14 protein-coding genes are annotated in these 17,382 nt (G+C 39.8%); 3 read left to right on the top strand and 11 right to left on the bottom strand.

Annotation, left to right across the window (positions count from 1 at the left end; translation table 11 throughout):
• Positions 1 to 18 precede the first annotated feature (18 nt).
• Entirely contained in the window at positions 19 to 1,032 is a 1,014-nt protein-coding gene (gene nagZ / locus ACSLUK_RS03815; RefSeq protein WP_448547188.1) for a beta-N-acetylhexosaminidase, read from the bottom strand.
• A 96-nt stretch (positions 1,033 to 1,128) separates the two neighbouring features.
• The gene (gene psrA / locus ACSLUK_RS03810) at positions 1,129 to 1,752 is read right to left on the bottom strand and encodes a TetR family transcriptional repressor PsrA (protein ID WP_448547187.1); all 624 of its coding nucleotides are present in this window, start codon (positions 1,750 to 1,752) and stop codon (positions 1,129 to 1,131) included.
• 791 nt (positions 1,753 to 2,543) lie between these two features.
• Between psrA and ACSLUK_RS03805 the strand changes: the two genes are divergently transcribed.
• Complete coding sequence (locus ACSLUK_RS03805) at positions 2,544 to 4,388, top strand: M2 family metallopeptidase (protein ID WP_448547186.1); 1,845 nt, start codon at positions 2,544 to 2,546, stop codon at positions 4,386 to 4,388.
• Positions 4,389 to 4,547: 159 nt separating this feature from the next.
• On the opposite strand, the gene ACSLUK_RS03800 is transcribed toward ACSLUK_RS03805, so the two are convergent.
• From ACSLUK_RS03800 to ACSLUK_RS03765, 8 genes are all read right to left on the bottom strand, one after another.
• Positions 4,548 to 6,113, bottom strand: a complete 1,566-nt coding sequence (locus ACSLUK_RS03800; protein WP_448547185.1) for a glycogen synthase — start codon at positions 6,111 to 6,113, stop codon at positions 4,548 to 4,550.
• Between the two features lie 8 nt (positions 6,114 to 6,121).
• Entirely contained in the window at positions 6,122 to 7,408 is a 1,287-nt protein-coding gene (glgC, locus tag ACSLUK_RS03795) for a glucose-1-phosphate adenylyltransferase (RefSeq protein ID WP_448547184.1), read from the bottom strand.
• 144 nt (positions 7,409 to 7,552) lie between these two features.
• Positions 7,553 to 7,843 carry an isoamylase early set domain-containing protein gene (locus ACSLUK_RS03790; RefSeq protein ID WP_448547183.1) on the bottom strand — a complete coding sequence of 97 codons (291 nt, stop codon included), beginning with the start codon at positions 7,841 to 7,843 and terminating at the stop codon, positions 7,553 to 7,555.
• A 297-nt stretch (positions 7,844 to 8,140) separates the two neighbouring features.
• Positions 8,141 to 9,565: a 30S ribosomal protein S12 methylthiotransferase RimO gene (gene rimO, locus ACSLUK_RS03785; protein ID WP_448547182.1), complete on the bottom strand. Its 1,425-nt coding sequence runs from the start codon at positions 9,563 to 9,565 to the stop codon at positions 8,141 to 8,143.
• Between the two features lie 355 nt (positions 9,566 to 9,920).
• A complete protein-coding gene (locus ACSLUK_RS03780) occupies positions 9,921 to 11,381 on the bottom strand; it encodes a YncE family protein (RefSeq protein WP_448547181.1) in 1,461 nt (486 codons plus the stop codon).
• Between the two features lie 58 nt (positions 11,382 to 11,439).
• Positions 11,440 to 11,595: a hypothetical protein gene (locus ACSLUK_RS03775; RefSeq protein ID WP_448547180.1), complete on the bottom strand. Its 156-nt coding sequence runs from the start codon at positions 11,593 to 11,595 to the stop codon at positions 11,440 to 11,442.
• A 4-nt stretch (positions 11,596 to 11,599) separates the two neighbouring features.
• Positions 11,600 to 12,526 (bottom strand): nucleotidyl transferase AbiEii/AbiGii toxin family protein, encoded by a 927-nt coding sequence (locus tag ACSLUK_RS03770; RefSeq protein WP_448547179.1) that lies wholly within the window; start codon positions 12,524 to 12,526, stop codon positions 11,600 to 11,602.
• Positions 12,519 to 13,289: a type IV toxin-antitoxin system AbiEi family antitoxin domain-containing protein gene (locus ACSLUK_RS03765; protein ID WP_448547178.1), complete on the bottom strand. Its 771-nt coding sequence runs from the start codon at positions 13,287 to 13,289 to the stop codon at positions 12,519 to 12,521. The genes ACSLUK_RS03770 and ACSLUK_RS03765 overlap by 8 nt, the downstream gene beginning before the upstream one ends.
• A gap of 570 nt (positions 13,290 to 13,859) precedes the next feature.
• On the opposite strand from ACSLUK_RS03765, the gene ACSLUK_RS03760 reads away from it, so the two are divergent.
• On the top strand, positions 13,860 to 14,552 hold the full coding sequence (locus tag ACSLUK_RS03760; RefSeq protein WP_448547177.1) for a TorF family putative porin: 693 nt from the start codon (positions 13,860 to 13,862) through the stop codon (positions 14,550 to 14,552).
• Positions 14,553 to 14,597: 45 nt separating this feature from the next.
• Positions 14,598 to 16,727: a methyl-accepting chemotaxis protein gene (locus tag ACSLUK_RS03755; RefSeq protein WP_448547176.1), complete on the top strand. Its 2,130-nt coding sequence runs from the start codon at positions 14,598 to 14,600 to the stop codon at positions 16,725 to 16,727.
• On the opposite strand, the gene ACSLUK_RS03750 is transcribed toward ACSLUK_RS03755, so the two are convergent.
• Positions 16,724 to 17,359 (bottom strand): 2OG-Fe(II) oxygenase, encoded by a 636-nt coding sequence (locus tag ACSLUK_RS03750; protein ID WP_448547175.1) that lies wholly within the window; start codon positions 17,357 to 17,359, stop codon positions 16,724 to 16,726. The genes ACSLUK_RS03755 and ACSLUK_RS03750 overlap by 4 nt on opposite strands.
• Between the last annotated feature and the right edge of the window lie 23 nt (positions 17,360 to 17,382).

Below are 17,382 nucleotides of genomic sequence, written 5' to 3'. Positions count from 1 at the left end.
AAGTGAGCAAACCATGCGCTATGTAATGTATGTATTTAACTGACTATTTAGATTTTGCCATTTTGCAGAGGCTTTCATTTCTTGCCAATTAACCATTTCTTTTGACAACATTCGATTCAGTCTATGTGCACTTTTTGCGTCAACATAAATGTTGGCCTTATCCAATACGAGTTCGCTCGCCTCGCGATTATTGCAAACCAGCAACATATCGCACCCAGCTTCCTGAGCCGCCTCACACCTTTCAACATAACCGCCAATTGATGCAGCACCTTCCATAGATAAATCATCACTAAAAATAACCCCATCGAATGATAAACTTTCACGTAGAATTTTTTGTAGCCAGTAATGGGAAAAACCGACTGACTGTTCATCAACGCTAGGATAAATAACATGTGCAGGCATTATTGCATCTAATAGGTTATTACCAATTAGCGCCTTAAATGGTTGCATATCGAGATTAGCAATTTCGTCGAAAGATCTTTCGTCGACTGGTTTGGCAACGTGAGAATCTGCAACGACGCTCCCATGGCCTGGGAAGTGTTTACCTGTTGCGCTCATGCCTTGCAAATGCATGCCTTTAATAAATGCCGATGCTAATAAGGCAACGTCGTTAGGTTCACTTGAAAATCCTCGGTCGCCAATGACATCGCTAACCAAATTCAGATCTAGTACAGGTGCAAAGCTAATATCTACTCCAACAGCCTGAACTTCGAGTGCCATGAGTTGGCCACATATTTGTGCAAGTCGCTTAGCTTCTTCAATGGAGTCTGTGAGTGAAAGAAGGCTTCCCATAGCAGGAATGCGAGAAAAGTGCTCTCGAAAGCGTTGCACGCGTCCACCTTCATGGTCAACAGCGATTAAAATGTCTTGCTTTTTGGCGCAACGAATTTGTCGTGAGAGTTCAGCAACTTGCTCTGGAGATTCATAGTTGCGTGTAAAAAGAATCAGGCCACCAACTAACGGGTGTTGAATTAACTCTTCATCTTCTTTAGTAAGAGACGTGCCGAGCACGTCAATCATAACTGGTCCCATAAACACTCTTTAACGTTTGATATTGGCGCTACTGTACCCAAATATCAAGAAAATACAAAGTGCTCATGTGATTTAAACAAACTTATAACGGTTTATTTATTTGAGCGGTGCAGCGACACCTGCTGCTATAAACGGAATGAGCTTTTCGATAACCCCTTCGATTTTTAACGCATTATTGAAATCATTAGCGGCAATATCCATCAAGGCATCACTCGACGACATGGTGAAAACGACCGTCCCCATAACAAAATGTAGTCGCCAAAAGATGTCTTCGGCTGTTAGTTCAGGGTAAGCTTTTTGCACAGCTTGAACAAAATAGTTAATTACCCCTGGATATTGCGTGGTAATAAACCAACGTAAAAAACCTTGGCTGTCTGTGTATCCCCGACCAATTAATTGCAGAAAGTTGCTCGTACCGTTTTCGCGAAATACGTTTAAAGACAGCAATGGTGCGGTAAAGGTAGTAAACACATCATCTAAACTTGGTTGTGCGTCTTGATCACACAAGACTTTCAATGCCGACTCTAATTTAGGTGCTAACTCATCTAAATAACGAGACATTACCGCTTTGATAAGCTCCTTTTTAGAGCCAAAATGGTAATTAACCGCAGCCAAGTTTACTTCTGCTAAGCTTGTAATCTCCCGCAGTGACGTGCCTGTAAATCCTTTATCAGCAAATAGTGCTTCAGCCGCATCTAATATTTTACGTTTAGTACTCATGATATTTTCAATGATTTCGCGAATTGGCCTAAGTTTAAACAAGCGTTTTAAATAACGCAACTCCCAAATAAATTATGGTCGGTTACAAACTATAACTGAATTCAAACAGTAAGAAACCTTCCGCTTAGTTAAAGTACACTCACTGACCAGCAATGCTGTGTAAGTGACTTTGTTATACTCTCCCTTAAATTGAATAGGCTTCATATTGAATTTCCTTCCTGACCTGCCCCACGGCAGGTTTTTTTTTATCCTTTAAAAATGTTTATTCAAAATTACAAATGATTACCGAATGGGAACAGTAAAAAACTCGTCTCTTGGGTAAAGTGAACACACTGACCAGCAACGCTGTGTGAGTGACATTGTTATATTCTCCCTTGAATTGGAAACGTTTTATTTAAACTTCCATATTGACCTGTCTTTTGGCAGGTCTTTTTTTTGCTAAAACCTCACCAAAAATCTCAATTCCACGTTAAGAACCACAAGCAAAAAAACTAATTTACAATGTAATCCAGTGCCTTACCAAAAATAGATTAATTTTTGCACACATTCGTTACTAATTCGTATATAATTCATTCAACTCTTTAAATGGTGTTCATCTATGGAATTCTGTCACATTTAAAGAGACTCTAAGTTTCATGAAGTTTAAGCCCGGTAAAGTTATTACCGGGCTTTATATTTGTGCTCCCCTAAAATTATCCCCTGCTTTTTTTACTAAAAATGATTGTGAACAAGATGTAATTACATATACTAGTTGTTCAATTTTAATGATAATAATTATTACGACATTAACCATGAAAACAATTTTTAAGAAAACAGGTATTGCCCTGTGCGTTATCGCGGGACTTGCTGCCTGTAATAACGAAACAGTTGAAAACAAATCTGCCGCTGCCACTAAAGCGCAACCAGCACCTCTTACAAGCAACGATGCACAAAAATTTTTAGATGATGTTGAACAACAACTTGTTAAGCTCAACCTTGAAGGTGCGCGAGCAGAGTGGATATATTCTAACTTTATTACTGACGATACAGCTTCACTCGCTGCAGAAGCGAGTCAGCGCTCTACTGAAGCAGGCGTAAAGTTTGCGATGGAAGCAGCAAAGTTTGACGATGTAGAAGTTACAGCGGATCAACGTAGAAAACTAAACATTCTAAAGCAAAGCTTGGTAATGCCCGCACCTCAAGATCCTAAGAAATCAGCTGAACTCGCTAAGATAGGTGCTGAATTAGGCAGTATGTACGGCAAGGGAACCTATGAAACTCAAGCTGGCGAAACACTAAGCTTGGGTGACATGACAGCAAAAATGGCGAGTTCACGCAACTATGACGAGTTACTTGAGTTATGGCAAGGTTGGCGCGAAGTCAGCCCGCAAATGAAGCCTTTATTCGTACGCCAAGCTGAATTAGGTAATGAAGGTGCCAAAGGATTAGGTTACTCAGACTTAGGTGCTATGTGGCGTTCAAATTACGATATGCCGGCTGACGATTTTGCTAAAGAACTTGATCGATTATGGGGTCAAGTTAAGCCACTATACGAAGATCTACACTGTTACGTACGTTCTGAACTTGGTGAACAGTACGGTGAAGATAAAGTACCACAAGATCAACCAATTCCAGCGCACTTATTGGGCAATATGTGGGCGCAAACATGGGGTAACATCTACGACCTCGTGGCACCAGAAAACGCCGATCCAGGTTATGATGTAACTGAGCAGCTTGCTAAGCATAATTATGACGAAATTAAAATGGTTGAAGGTGCAGAAGCATTTTTCACTTCTCTTGGTTTTGACCCTCTCCCAGAGACATTTTGGAAACGTTCATTATTTACTAAGCCAGCTGACCGTGACGTAATATGTCACGCATCTGCATGGGATTTAGATTCTAAAGATGATATTCGCATTAAGATGTGTATTCAAAAAACAGGTGAAGAGTTCAATGTAATTCACCACGAGCTTGGTCACAACTTTTACCAACGCGCGTACAAGAACCAACCGGTATATTACCAAGCAAGTGCTAACGATGGCTTCCATGAAGCAATTGGTGACACTATTGCCCTTTCAATTACGCCTAAATATTTGAAAGCAATTGGTCTAATCGACACTATTCCTGATGAGTCTAAAGATATTGGCTTATTAATGAAAATGGCATTAGACAAAGTCGCGTTTATCCCATTTGGGCTTCTAGTAGATCAGTGGCGCTGGAAAGTATACTCTGGCGAAGTTGCACCTGAAGATTACAACAAAGTTTGGTGGGAATTACGTGAGAAATATCAAGGTGTAACTGCACCAGTTGATCGTAATGCAAATGCATTTGATCCAGGCGCTAAATACCATGTTCCAGGTGGTGTGCCATATTCTCGCTACTTCTTGGCACATATCCAACAATTTGAGTTCCATCGTGCCTTGTGTGAAATCTCAGGCAACACTGACCCAATTCACCGTTGTTCAATCTACAACAGCAAAGAAGCTGGTAATGCGTTAAACACTATGCTTGAAATGGGCAGCAGCCAACCATGGCAACAAGCCTATAAAGTGCTAACAGGCAACGAGCAAATGGATGCTACAGCTATTTTGGATTATTTTGAGCCACTACATAAATGGTTGAAAAACAAAAACCAAGGTAAGCAATGTGGTTTCTAAAAAACTACTATGAATTATTAGCGGGCTTTAATTCTTATTAACGCCTGTCATACTCTTAAGAAAGCGCGAATTATTCGCGCTTTTTTTAACTTATATTTTCGAGTGAATTAACGTTATTGGCGAATTGGTTAATAAGACTATTTTCTTATACCAATTGCATTAATCAAATCTGTATAATTCTGTTATATATTTTTGAACACTGTCTTCCCATGAAAATCGACTTTGTCTGGCGCAGTTCGAAATGTCATACCATGTACTTTTCTCTTGGCAAAAAAGCTCAATAGTTAATTCAAATTGCTTCAATAAGTCTTCAACTTGTTCATGTTCATCTTTTCCGTGAAAAACAAAGCCATTTTCCAAGTGTTTAACGGTATCAGCCAGTCCGCCAATGCCATGTACTAAACAAGGTTGGCCATTGCGCATTGCTAGCATCTGGCTAATACCACAAGGTTCAAATGAACTTGGCATCAAAAACAAATTCCCCAGTTGATATAATATGTCGGGTAACTTGTCACTATAGCCGTTGAGAAAAAGTAGATTTTCGTACTGACCCATTAACTGGCACAGTTTATCCTCTATCAAGCCATCGCCTGAGCCGATCACTATTAAGCGACCACTACACGCCGCCAAAGATTCTAGAATTTGGATAATTACTTCACCGTTAGTCGTGCTTTTTAATAGCAGATCAAATTTTTGCCCTGTTAGCCGCCCTACACTGGTAACTACAAATTCTGCCATTGGCGAATTCTGCCACTGAATTAATCTTTGCTGAGCTAGGTAGTGGCAAGACGCTATGTGCCTATCTTGGCTCATCCATAATTGAACGGTGTTTAACGCTGATTGGTAAAACGTTTCCCAACTAACTTCGTTTAGCACTTCAACGGCATCATAATCGCAGCCATTTAATATGCCAATGAGCCGTCGTTGTGCTAGCGCGTTTTGTAAGTCAAGATGGAGATTTTCGCCGCCATAAAATCCACGTTGATGATCAGAGGCTTGGGTAATCTCCAGAGCATAAGTGGGCGATACCACATGTACCTTGTCTACCAGATTGATAGCTGAACGGACAGGATTAAAGCATTCTGGATACATCGGATCGGCAAGGAGCGACTTGTCATATGGCAAATTAGGAAACCACGCATTAAATGATGAAGTGGCACCGTTAAAAGGTCTAATACCTTGAATAGCAAGATTGTGAATAGTATAAGCGCATGGGTAGTGTTTCAACATGCTGAATCCAGGGTCAAATTCACGAATTACTGCAATAAAAGCAGCATGCCAGTCATGTAGATGTATTGTTCCAATTCTGTCTCGCCAAATATCACGAAGCAGCGTACATACTGCACTGCCAAACAATGCAAATTTATGTGCATCAAAGGCAAAAGGCCCTTCTTCAAATTCTGCATCACTGTATATTCCGCTCCTTGAAGCAGTAGTAAATGCAGGATGGTCCAGTACCCATTGATTACAACCTTCACTACTTATCTTTTGTAATTTATAAAGTCGAACTTTTTCGAAAAGCCCGCAAAACGGCACTTCAATTTCGCAACTGAACTCAGTTTGGTTTTCTTGAACAATAAAGCCATAACTCGGCAATATAACGTCTACGCAGACATCCTGCTTGACCAAATATTTGGGAATGTCGCGGATTACGTCACCAATGCCACCGACTTTTACATTATTTATCGCACCGTTTTCAGCCGCTACCATTAATACATTTCGCATGGCCGTACCTAAATTGCTTTCCGATTGTAATGTTTTTGCATGTACGCAATTACCATATCACGCGTGACTAACACAACGCCTTTGTCAGTCACCCTGAAACCATTAGCGCGGTCAACCGTATGATCTAAGCCAATGGTTAGCCCTTCCGGAATTTCGCAACTTCGGTCGATAATCGCTCGGTTTATTTTGGCACCACGACCAATAATTGCAGACGGCATGATTACAGATTCATTGATTTCACAGTAAGAATTAACGCGTACCTTTGAAAACAATAACGAGCGCCTAACAATAGAACCAGAAACAATCGCACCTCCAGCAACTGTTGAATCGATTGCAACACCACGTCGGCCGTCTTGATCATGAACAAATTTAGCGGGTGCAGTTTGTTCTTGATACGTCCAAATCGGCCAATTTTCATCGTACATGTTGAGTTGCGGATTGCAATTAACCAACTCCATATTGGCTTCCCAAAATGAGTCTAACGTTCCTACGTCACGCCAGTAGGGTTGATTGTCTGAATTTGGGTCAGTAAAGGGATAGGCATAAACTTTTGCGGAATCAATTATAGCGGGAATAATATCGTGACCAAAATCGCCGCCAGAATGTAGCGAGTTGTGATCTCTTTCAAGTACTTTAAACAAGAACTCGGTATTAAAAACATAATTACCCATGGAGGCTAAGCTATATCCGGGTTTTCCTGGTATTTGAGAAGGGAATGCAGGCTTTTCATCGAAACGACACACGCGATTTTCTTCATCGACTGTCATTACACCAAACGCTCCAGCAGCTTCTTCGGAAGGTGCTTCAATACAACAAACCGTCATATCAGCCCCCTTTTCCACATGTTTTGCCAGCAATGGGCCATAGTCCATGCGATAAACGTGGTCACCCGATAAGATCATCACATATTTTGGTAGTTCATAACGTATGATATCAATGTTTTGATATACCGCATTCGCGGTACCTTTGTACCAATCGTCTCCGTAGCGCTGTGAAGCCGGTAAGATTTCAATAGACTCACCCAACTCTTTTTTAAAGTGCCCCCACGCCCTATTAATGTGCCGTATAAGTGAGTGAGACTTATACTGCGTTGCAACGCCCACTCTACGAATTCCTGAATTTATGCAATTAGACAGCGGGAAATCGATAATCCTGAATTTACCACCAAAATATGTCGCTGGCTTCGCCCGCCAATCTGTGAGCTCATGTAGCCGAGAGCCTCGGCCTCCTGCCAAAATTAGTGCATAAGTATCTCTGGTTAAATTACTAATGTATCGATTTACATAGAGCGGCATAGCAACTCCTTTCAAATAGCGAACTTTTTCGCAGGTTCAATCCATGTAACCAAGCACAGTAACTTAGCAACACTTTATTTTAGACACGCAACAACCACAGGATTCAATGAACCCTCTAGCAATTTATAAAACGGTTCGTAACGTTTAATTAATCACGACGCTGTTTTCTGTACCATAGACATTAGGTACATAATGATCTGCTTTATAATCATTTTCCCATTCAGCTTCGTTTAACAAATACTTGAATTGAAACGCTTCACCTTTGGGTAAACGCACTTTGGTTTTAAACGCGTTCGATGATTTAACATACTTCATCGACAATGGTTTCCAATCATTAAACTCAGCGACTAGTTGAACTGAATCAACATCGCCACGGCTAAACTCAAAAGTCACTTCAACTTCATTTACAGTTTTAAAATACTTTTTTTTAAGCATGGTAAAGTCCCTTCACTGTGCGATTTGACACATTTTTACTCATTGGTGGTAAAGCTTTAACACGAGAAAATGAACGTTTTACTATCAATAACATTCAAAGATAAAAGTTTTATTAATCTTTTATTTTAGTGCAGAAAAAAGACTTCACTTGCGATCCATGAAACTTTTTTATGAGATTTTGATATTTGTTTATACCTTTAATGTTTACCTTGCAGCCATTCTGTTCATTCGTAGGTTATATATAAACAAAAAAACCGCCATCCGGCGGTTTTTCAAAGACTATTATGGTGGGAATTGCTATTCAGCTTCGTCCTCAACGCGAACACCCCAAACATCGTGTTCGTCGGCATGAATAATTTGTACCCAAATTTGATCGCCAGGTTCAACGTCAAATTCATCGGTTAAGTACACTTTACCGTCAACCTCTGGTGCGTCCATGTACGAGCGCGCTACTGCGCCTTCGCCATTCACTTCATCGATTAGCACGAGGTATTCTTGGCCAATTCGCTGCTGCAATTTTTGTGCACTAATTTCAGCTTGTACTGCCATGAATCGCTGTAACCTGTCTTCCATTACGTCTTCTGGTACATGATCAGGTAATTCGTTGGCTTTTGCCCCTTCAACAGGAGAGTATTTAAAGCATCCTACGCGGTCTAGCTGAGCTTCTTTAAGGAATTCTAATAATTCCTGAAATTCTTCTTCAGTTTCACCCGGAAAACCAACGATAAAAGTAGAACGAATCACTAGTTCAGGGCAAATCTCTCGCCATTTTTTGATTCTTTCAAGAACACGCTCTGAGCTACCAGGGCGTTTCATTAACTTAAGAATTCGCTTATTGGCATGCTGAAACGGAATATCTAAATACGGTAAGATCTTACCTTCTGCCATTAAAGGAATAACATTGTCAACGTGTGGGTATGGATAAACGTAGTGTAAACGCACCCAAACACCTAACTTAGCAAGCTGCTCACATAACGCCATCATGTGCGTTTTTACTGGCATGCCATCCCAAAAGTCAGTTTTGTGTTTAACATCTACCCCATAAGCTGAGGTATCTTGAGAAATAACCAATAACTCTTTAACGCCAGCGTTAGCTAATCGCTTCGCCTCGCCCAATACATCCCCGACCGGACGAGAATCTAAATCACCACGCATTGATGGGATAATGCAGAACGTACAACGATGGTCGCAACCCTCTGATATTTTCAAGTAAGCGAAGTGTTTCGGCGTGAGCTTAACACCGTGATCAGGCACTAAGTCGATAAATGGATTATGCTTAGGCTTCTCCACATGCTGATGTACTTGACTCAATACTTCTTCGTATGCATGAGGGCCCGTTACGCCTAATACGTTAGGATGAATTTCGGTAATTTCATCTTCCTTGGCACCCAAACAGCCAGTGACCAGTACCTTTCCATTCTCGGCTAAGGCTTCGCCAATCGTGTCTAAAGACTCTTGTACTGCAGAATCGATAAATCCACAAGTATTCACAATAACCATGTCAGCATCGTTATAGCTAGGCACTACATCGTACCCTTCAGTACGCAATTGGGTAAGAATACGCTCCGAGTCGACTAAGTTCTTCGGACAGCCCAAGGATACGAAACCAATCTTTGATCCCTTTGCTGTGTCACCTGTCTGGTTAATAGCTTGCTCAGCTAAGACTTTCTTTGGTGTTTCCATTGTGGTGGTTTGCTTAGGATCAAATTGCTCTACAGTCATTGGCTACCTTGGTTAAAATTACATCAAAATTCAAAGTGCGCGGATTATACAGGAAAGTTAACCTAAAATCAGCTTATGCGCACCGCTTGTAGATTTTTCGGGCAACAGACAACGCTTGTTTGCTCCTTGTTAAGATTTTTTGTTGGCCTTGAATGCTAAAACTAGTCTAATCTTTAAAGTTTCCATCATTGATGATTGGGCCAGCCTGGAATTTTATAGTCTAATTCAATATTAGTAACACTAAAAAAGATTCGCTCTGGATGAAGTATACGGAGACAGGAGAAGTTCAACGTTCTCCTACCAGTTTGTTGTAATCGATAGCATGACTTCAAACGAAGCCTGACTGCATTTAAGATTAGAGTGGGAAGCTAATTATAGCGCGGCAATTAAATACAAGAAAAAGCATCAATATACTAAATAAAGCTACTCCACCTCCCTTAGTTTCTTCTATAGAATTTTCATTAGTTAATGTATCTTCATTAAGCATTGTGTCTTCAACCATTACAAACCAGTTAGAACTGCCATTAATATAAAGCTCATCATCAGAGTGACTTTTTAGATAAAATCGTTTTTGCCCAGCTAATTTAGAGATACAATCAAACTCTACTTTATTTGAAGCATATGACACTAGTTTACAAGCCTCATTCTCTCCATCTATTCTTGCCTCACTAGTGGCCAGTAAGTCACTTCCTGTAACAGTGATCAAAGCAAATTCACTCTTTTTAAAGGTTTTTGGCGTAAAATCGTATACAACGGGCGAAACTGGTACCGGTTGCACATCAATGTACCAATCACCACTATTTTCGATAAAGGATTCATCTTCAGGGTGTGCTCTCAATTCCAGTCGTTTTTCGCCAACAGAGCTAAAGTCACAATCAAACTCGACACTGGTAGAAGAATAATAAACATTGATGCAAGACGAATCTTCACTTTCAATACGTGCAGTTACGGTATTAGGAAAGTTGTCACCCGTGATAGTAATTTTACTCGTTGAATTATTCTCAGCCGTTTTTGGATTAAAGTCATCCGCAAAGATTAGTGAAGAAATTGGAGATAAGCTTTCATCATCATTTACTTCAAATAGATAAGCATTATTTGCTGCTCCCGATACTAACAAGCGATCGCTATCTAGGTTTAAGTGTACAAAACTAAGTTTATCGTTACCTATCATTTGCTGATTAATTAAATCAAAACTCCCTACAAGGTAGATATTTACCAAAGTGTTATTGGCTTCATCTTTTGAAAGACAGTAGAGGTACTGATTGTTGGGCGACAATTCAATGTTGGTTACGTCATTACAAACAACTTTAACTAACTCCCCACTGTTAAGTGAAATGACCTCAGTTCCAGTAAACGTTGATACAAATAAAAACTCGCCATAACGCTTCACATGAAAAGCTCCATTGCTTCCCTCGTACACAGTATTAATGATATTGCCAAAGCTTGAACTTTGTGGTTCACCATCAACCTCGAACACGTTCACTTTGCCTGCATAAAATGCAGATAAGTAAACTAGGTTGCCTTCGCTAAAGCTTGAAATATTCAGGTTATACATGCCTGTATCAATTTCTTTAACAACTTGTCTTTTGTCTAAATCAATAATAGACAAGGCTCTTCCGCCGTTTGATGCTACCAGTGCAAATTGTTCAACCAACACTAAATTTGTCGGTTGAAAAGGCAAAGAACTCACTGACGCGATAACTTGATGGAAAGTTGGGCTACTTTCTTTGATATCGATAACATTAAGCTTCCTATTAATTTGATCTACTGTGTATAGTTCCATTTTGTCAGCTGAAACAGCAATATCATCAGCCATCCCTAAAGATTTCAGATATTTACCTGTAAGTTCATAAGGTGTATATTAACACCTCTAATCAGGTGGCCAAATTAACTATGCCACTACATAGTTCCTGATCGCGTTGCAGAAGCGACTGCCTTTCTCTTAGCAATTGCTCCTGTTGTTGTTTTAACTGAGATAACTGCTCATCAATATCAGTAATCTGTTGTTCAATTAACTTACGCTCATCCATAAAATTAAAGCCAATTATCCAAAACCAGTGTTAACTTGTCGATTGCCTGCACCTTCTTAGCAACCGGAATTTTATTAATGTTTATAAGCTTCCATTTCACAGCCGGAAGTTTGGCAATATTTGGATCCGGTGAAAGCTCCCAATCAGGCTCTCCTGTTTTAAACGACAACAGAAAATCATAGTCTTTGCGAGTAAACTGGTTTTTCAGTGTAGTGATTAATTGCTCCGGTATGACTTGTAATTCTTCCAACGACACCGCTTGTGTCGTCATGCCATTAAATTCATTGATAAAGGTTTGCTGTATATCTTTTATTCTTGGTGCCATTACCTCAGCAATTGGGCGTGGGTGACTGAGTAGATATGTGATAAACCCTTCAAATATATCTCTGTCTATGCCTTGTGATAGGCCTTTTTGTTCTAGCAATAATTTTACATCGAATAGATCTCTAGGGTGCTGTCTATCAAGTGCTGCGCAAATTTTTCCGCCATATAAATCTGGTAGAGAAACAACCGAGATATTGGCGTAACCAAATTCATCTTCAACTGCTTCTATCAGATCCATATCGGCTGCTAATTTTAATGTACCGCGCATAACTGGCGAAACTTCAACCTTTATTTGTGCTTGTTGGCCAGTTACGATAATGCGCATTTCATCGGGACGATTGAGTTGTAATTCAGCTTTTGCCAAGTTTGAGCTATTAATGTTGTTCGCTATACGACCTAGTGCTTCTCGTGCGTTTTTAATAGCTTCATCACGTTTATCTAACGCCATATAAGCTAAATCGATATCAACTGACAATCGAGGAAAGTCCTGAATGAAAAGATTGATAGCCGTACCGCCTTTTAGTGCAAAACATCTCTCTTTTGCAACATAAGGTAATACGGATACTAACAATTGTACTTGTTTGTAATATTGGCTATTTCTATCCATCGATTTGTGCTCTTAGCTGAAATTGTGATGGCACAGTGATTAAATATTTCTTATCAAGCGTACCCCCTTTAACTATTTGCCTTTTCCCGCTACCTAAATCGATTTTGGTTTCATTTAATCGTTTTAACCATGGATGATGGTAATAATGAGCTAAGAACAAAAATAGTCGTTTTACTTTTATCGCTTTTGACCGCTCTAACAATGACTGTAGGCGGCGAGGCCGAAGTGATGTTAATCCTTGAAATAATTCAGCGGCAAATGTAAAGCTGCTTTCATCGTTAACATTTTCCAATACTTCCAGTACGGCTAATTCTATAGTGCTGGCTTTTATTGTTTGGTTGTTTACTACCATTTCAGTTAAATCATTATCTTCTAAACCGTCTAGTACTTTTGAGGTTTTAAAAGATAAGCTCCAGTTACTATCAGTTAGCCATTTGGGTAAACGAAGGCTTGAAGTAGCGTTAACTTGTATATTTTCGTTATTGAATGACAGGTAATGGGATATGCCTTGTTGAGCCAAACTCGATGCGCCAGCTAAATGCACTGGCAAATCTAACTGAAACTGAACCGCAGATAATGCCGAACTCCAACTAAGTACTTGTTTTGGTTTTTTGTAAACGCCTTGAGTAAAGGATTCCAACCACCCGCTTTTAAGGTAGTTTTGTACATGAGAACGCATTATCTCATGCCGGCTCAAATATGAACTGAGCAAGAGATCATATTGAGATAATTCTGAATTTATCCATTGTAGCTTAGATGACATTAAGTTTACCAATTTACGTAAAGGTACATTTAAAGTGTACAAATATGTATTTAATTAAACTAGCAATAAAGACCGCATAAAGCAACGAAAGTGATATTTTAAGGGAGAATATTTGAAAGGGTAACAAAGTTATTACTTGGTCTAAATGAATTAGCCTTTATAACATGAGGGTTTTAGCTTGGGTTTACCTTTGGCTTTAGGTCAGCCCAAAGATACAAAACCATTCTCGATCAACACAATTGTCGACACTTGGAGTTTTTCCATATTCGCAGTCTGCTAAGTAACTATCACCTTTCACATGTAAAAAACCTCTTAAAAGCTAATAGCTTTGTGCAAAGAGCAAACGCAATCATCGCAAAAAACATCAACTAAGTTTTAGTACAAATATAGGTAGTGAGTACGCTTAATCGAGCGACCCTTTATCTATAATCAGATACCCCTACCCCAAAATACTGTGATAATCGAAACTTTACGTTAACTACAGTCACGAATAAATTGCGTAAATCCCCTCTTTTTTGAAATTACTAGCTATATTTAGAGATAATAGCAAAAACCATATTTGGGCATAATATGCATCATTCATTCAAATGGTTACCGACTCTATTCGTTTCATTTGCTTTGTTTTCCACCCAATGTCGCGCAGACCTTTCCGTCACTGTCACGGCTGCATCAGACTACCTCTTTAATGGCGTGTCTCAAACAAAGGAAAGTACGGCTTTGCAAGGTAGTATTGATTGGTCAAATGATCGTGGCTGGTACGCTGGAAGTTGGGCATCAAATGTAGACTTTGGCGACGATACCGATGCAGAAGTCGACTACTACGCAGGCTTTACGCAAGAAATAAATAACTCACTATTCTATGACGTTGGTCTAGCGCATTATACCTATGTGGGCGGCTCAGGTAGCAGTGATATTAATTACACTGAAATTTATTTCGCTATTGGCTATCAATCAACTCAAATCAAAGCTTGGTATACCAACGATTACGCAGGTACAGATGCAGGTCACTATATTGTCGCGTTATCCCACAGTATAGAAATGAATGAACAACTCACATTAACTTTTCAAATTGACCGCTCAGCAAGTTTAAATGACGATAAGTTTGTTTGGGATACCAATGATGATAGTTATATCCATGGAAAAGTCGAAGCCGCTTTCACCTGGCAGGATTTGGCGTTCACCCTATCAGTAGAAAAAACTGACCTTGATTATGATCGCGATATGAAACTGCTAGGCACGGTGAGCTACACCTTTGGTTTTTAATACAAAATTTCACCTTCATACCTATTAAACATTAAGGGTTAGGAAATGATTTTTAAAGAAAAAAGTTTATCTTTCAAGTTGCTTGCTGTTGTTGGAGCTTTGTTCATATTAATGTCAGTAGGCTTCATGGCAGTAACGGCATATTCCCTAGATAACACTGAAGAAATCATCGTCGACCAAGTTGGAAATGAAGTATCAAAACAAATTGAAGAAACCGTCCGCTCTAAAACAAACGCAATTGCACACAAAATATCTAATCTGTTTGAGCAATCTTTTGCAGTTCCCAATGCGTTAGCCAATCAGATTACCGGTAACATTGATGGTAAAATCGCTCAACCACTAAGCCGTGAACAAATTGAGTCCGTTGTTAGAAATACACTTGGTTCAAGTAATGTTTCATCGATATACGCGCAATTTGAAAGTGATCTATTCGATGGCAAAGACAGCGAATATAATGAAGGTTATACACATTCAGTTGCTGGAAGTGGCAATTTCGAAATCTATTTCGTAAAAGAAGACAGTGGCACTATTTCGCAAGAAATAATTGATGATGCAAGCGAAAAACATGACACCACGCTTGATGAATATGGCTTCCGCGCAGCTGAATGGTACTTATGCTCGATGGATTCACTTAAACCCTGCGCTTCAAATCCATACAATTATGAAATCCGTCCTGGCTACAGTGAATTAATGACCAGTTTGGTTGTTCCCGTTATCGCAAAAGGGACTTTTAGAGGGGTTGTTGGTGCAGATTTAAACCTCCCTATTTTGCAAAAACTGGCAAAAGAATTAAAAGCCTCTCTTTACGATGGCCAAGCTAAGGTTTTTATTGTAAGCCATAAAGGCTTCTTGGCGGCAGCTACTGAACATGAAGATAGCTTAACTAAGCCATTTAAGCGCATTTTTGAAAAGAGTGAAGCGTTAATTGCCACTTCAGGAAAAGACCAAACAACGACAATTAATGACTTTTTATACGTTGTCCAGCCGATAAAAATAGCCACAGCCAATGTCGATTGGCAATTAATCGTTGGCGTCAATGTAAATAGCGCAATGCAGCCAGTAAATGACGTTTCCAGCATGATTTCTGCAGAAGTAAACAGCATATTATCTAATACGCTCTTAGTTGCAATCATTCTGATAATTATTGCTTTAATCCTTATTAAGTCATTTACTTACAGTATCATACGCCCTGTACAAGCAGTTGCCGCCCGCATGCTCGAGCTTGCAGGCCAAGGCGGTGATTTAACCCAAAAATTGGAAGTGCACTCACATGCAGAGCTAATAAACTTAAGTAACGGTTTCAATCAATTTCGCGAAAAAGTCAGAGAACTGTTAGACCTCGCAAAGAATTCAGGTCTTCGCGTAATGGAAATGAGTAAAGAAAGTAAACATCATGCGCAAGAAACGCATGAGCACATTTCGACACAAAGAAATGAAGTGAATACAATCGTTACTGCTATTACTGAAATGTCTGCAACCGCACAAGAAGTTGCAAATACGGCCTCATCTGCCGCCGATAACGCCAGCGCAGCTACACTTTCCGTCAAAAATACAGAAAACGAAGTATCTATAGCATCAACACAAGCCTCTGAACTTTCGAACGAAATTGGCTCCGCGTCAGAAGCGGTAAAAGCAGTTTCTGTACGAAGTGACGACATTAAAAAAATACTTGATGTTATCGGCTCAATTGCAGAGCAAACCAATCTGCTCGCACTTAATGCCGCAATTGAAGCAGCAAGAGCTGGCGACCACGGGCGAGGATTTAGCGTAGTTGCAGATGAGGTTCGCGCCTTAGCGTCAAAAACAGCAGAGTCTGTAGACGAAATATCGCAAGTTATCACCGCACTTCAAAATGAAGTATCACATACGGTCGATATCATTGAGAATGGTAGTGTCAAAGCTAATAATACAGCGCATAGTGCAACGGGAGCGTTTGAAAAAATGCAAGAAACTGTGATTCAAATAGAGGAAATCAACCAGCATATTATTCAAATAGCCACTGCCGCCGAGCAACAAAGTAAAGTATCAGAAGAACTCAACAAAAATATGTTAGTTATGGGGGACGCTACTAATGAAGTTGCCGCACTTTCAGAAGCATCTGAGCAAAGTGCCGCAAACATTCATCAATCAGCGCAAGAATTATTTGAACTACTTAACAAATTGAAAACAAGCTAGTGGTTAACACGAAACCAGCCTGCGATTGAGTGTCGTTCGCGCTGCGTAGGTAAGACTTCATGGGGAAATTGTTCACTTAGGAACACAGCAACCGTGCCAAATGTTGGCGCTATTTTAATCCCAATGGTATCTTTTTCATTTCGATACAGCACCATTTCACCACCATCTTTAGGTTGCCAGTCTTTATTTAAATAGACAACGACAGATAAAACACGGTTAGCCTCGCCATGAAATGCGTCTAAATGTCGACGGTAATGCGCTCCTTCCTTGTATTTAGCAAAATGACTCTCAAAGGAAAATAGCCCCAAATATAACCGTTTATTCAAGTAAACTCTGAGATTTTCAATCCAAGCTAGCCAATGCTTTTCCGCGGTTGTTTCACCATAAATCCATGCTATTTCATCACTTCTAATGGTTTTAACGATGTCGTAATCGTCTCGTCGACCAACACCTGCACTGTCAAAATTTTCACTATTGCTAAGGTTTACTTGCATATACAATTGCTCTGCCAGTAAATCACCTAAGCATTCGTTATCAATACAGAATCCATAATCAGTGAGTTCTGAGGCAAATTTTTCAAAGACGTGTTCATAGCTGCCCACAGGGCAAATTAATTTATTAGGATTAAACATGAATGTAGGACTGATTAGGAAAT

The organism is Thalassotalea fusca (genome assembly GCF_053485835.1).
The sequence above is the reverse complement of the archived record's forward strand: the minus strand, read 5'-3'. Positions and strand labels throughout refer to the sequence as shown.

Excerpts from the sequence above, each read along its gene's own strand:
- nagZ (WP_448547188.1), bottom strand. The coding sequence starts at position 1,032 with ATGGGACCAGTTATGATTGACGTGCTCGGCACGTCTCTTACTAAAGAA.
- psrA (WP_448547187.1), bottom strand. The coding sequence starts at position 1,752 with ATGAGTACTAAACGTAAAATATTAGATGCGGCTGAAGCACTATTTGCT.
- ACSLUK_RS03805 (WP_448547186.1), top strand. The coding sequence starts at position 2,544 with ATGAAAACAATTTTTAAGAAAACAGGTATTGCCCTGTGCGTTATCGCG.
- ACSLUK_RS03800 (WP_448547185.1), bottom strand. The coding sequence starts at position 6,113 with ATGCGAAATGTATTAATGGTAGCGGCTGAAAACGGTGCGATAAATAAT.
- glgC (WP_448547184.1), bottom strand. The coding sequence starts at position 7,408 with ATGCCGCTCTATGTAAATCGATACATTAGTAATTTAACCAGAGATACT.
- ACSLUK_RS03790 (WP_448547183.1), bottom strand. The coding sequence starts at position 7,843 with ATGCTTAAAAAAAAGTATTTTAAAACTGTAAATGAAGTTGAAGTGACT.
- rimO (WP_448547182.1), bottom strand. The coding sequence starts at position 9,565 with ATGACTGTAGAGCAATTTGATCCTAAGCAAACCACCACAATGGAAACA.
- ACSLUK_RS03780 (WP_448547181.1), bottom strand. The coding sequence starts at position 11,381 with ATGGCTGATGATATTGCTGTTTCAGCTGACAAAATGGAACTATACACA.
- ACSLUK_RS03775 (WP_448547180.1), bottom strand. The coding sequence starts at position 11,595 with ATGGATGAGCGTAAGTTAATTGAACAACAGATTACTGATATTGATGAG.
- ACSLUK_RS03770 (WP_448547179.1), bottom strand. The coding sequence starts at position 12,526 with ATGGATAGAAATAGCCAATATTACAAACAAGTACAATTGTTAGTATCC.
- ACSLUK_RS03765 (WP_448547178.1), bottom strand. The coding sequence starts at position 13,289 with ATGTCATCTAAGCTACAATGGATAAATTCAGAATTATCTCAATATGAT.
- ACSLUK_RS03760 (WP_448547177.1), top strand. The coding sequence starts at position 13,860 with ATGCATCATTCATTCAAATGGTTACCGACTCTATTCGTTTCATTTGCT.
- ACSLUK_RS03755 (WP_448547176.1), top strand. The coding sequence starts at position 14,598 with ATGATTTTTAAAGAAAAAAGTTTATCTTTCAAGTTGCTTGCTGTTGTT.
- ACSLUK_RS03750 (WP_448547175.1), bottom strand. The coding sequence starts at position 17,359 with ATGTTTAATCCTAATAAATTAATTTGCCCTGTGGGCAGCTATGAACAC.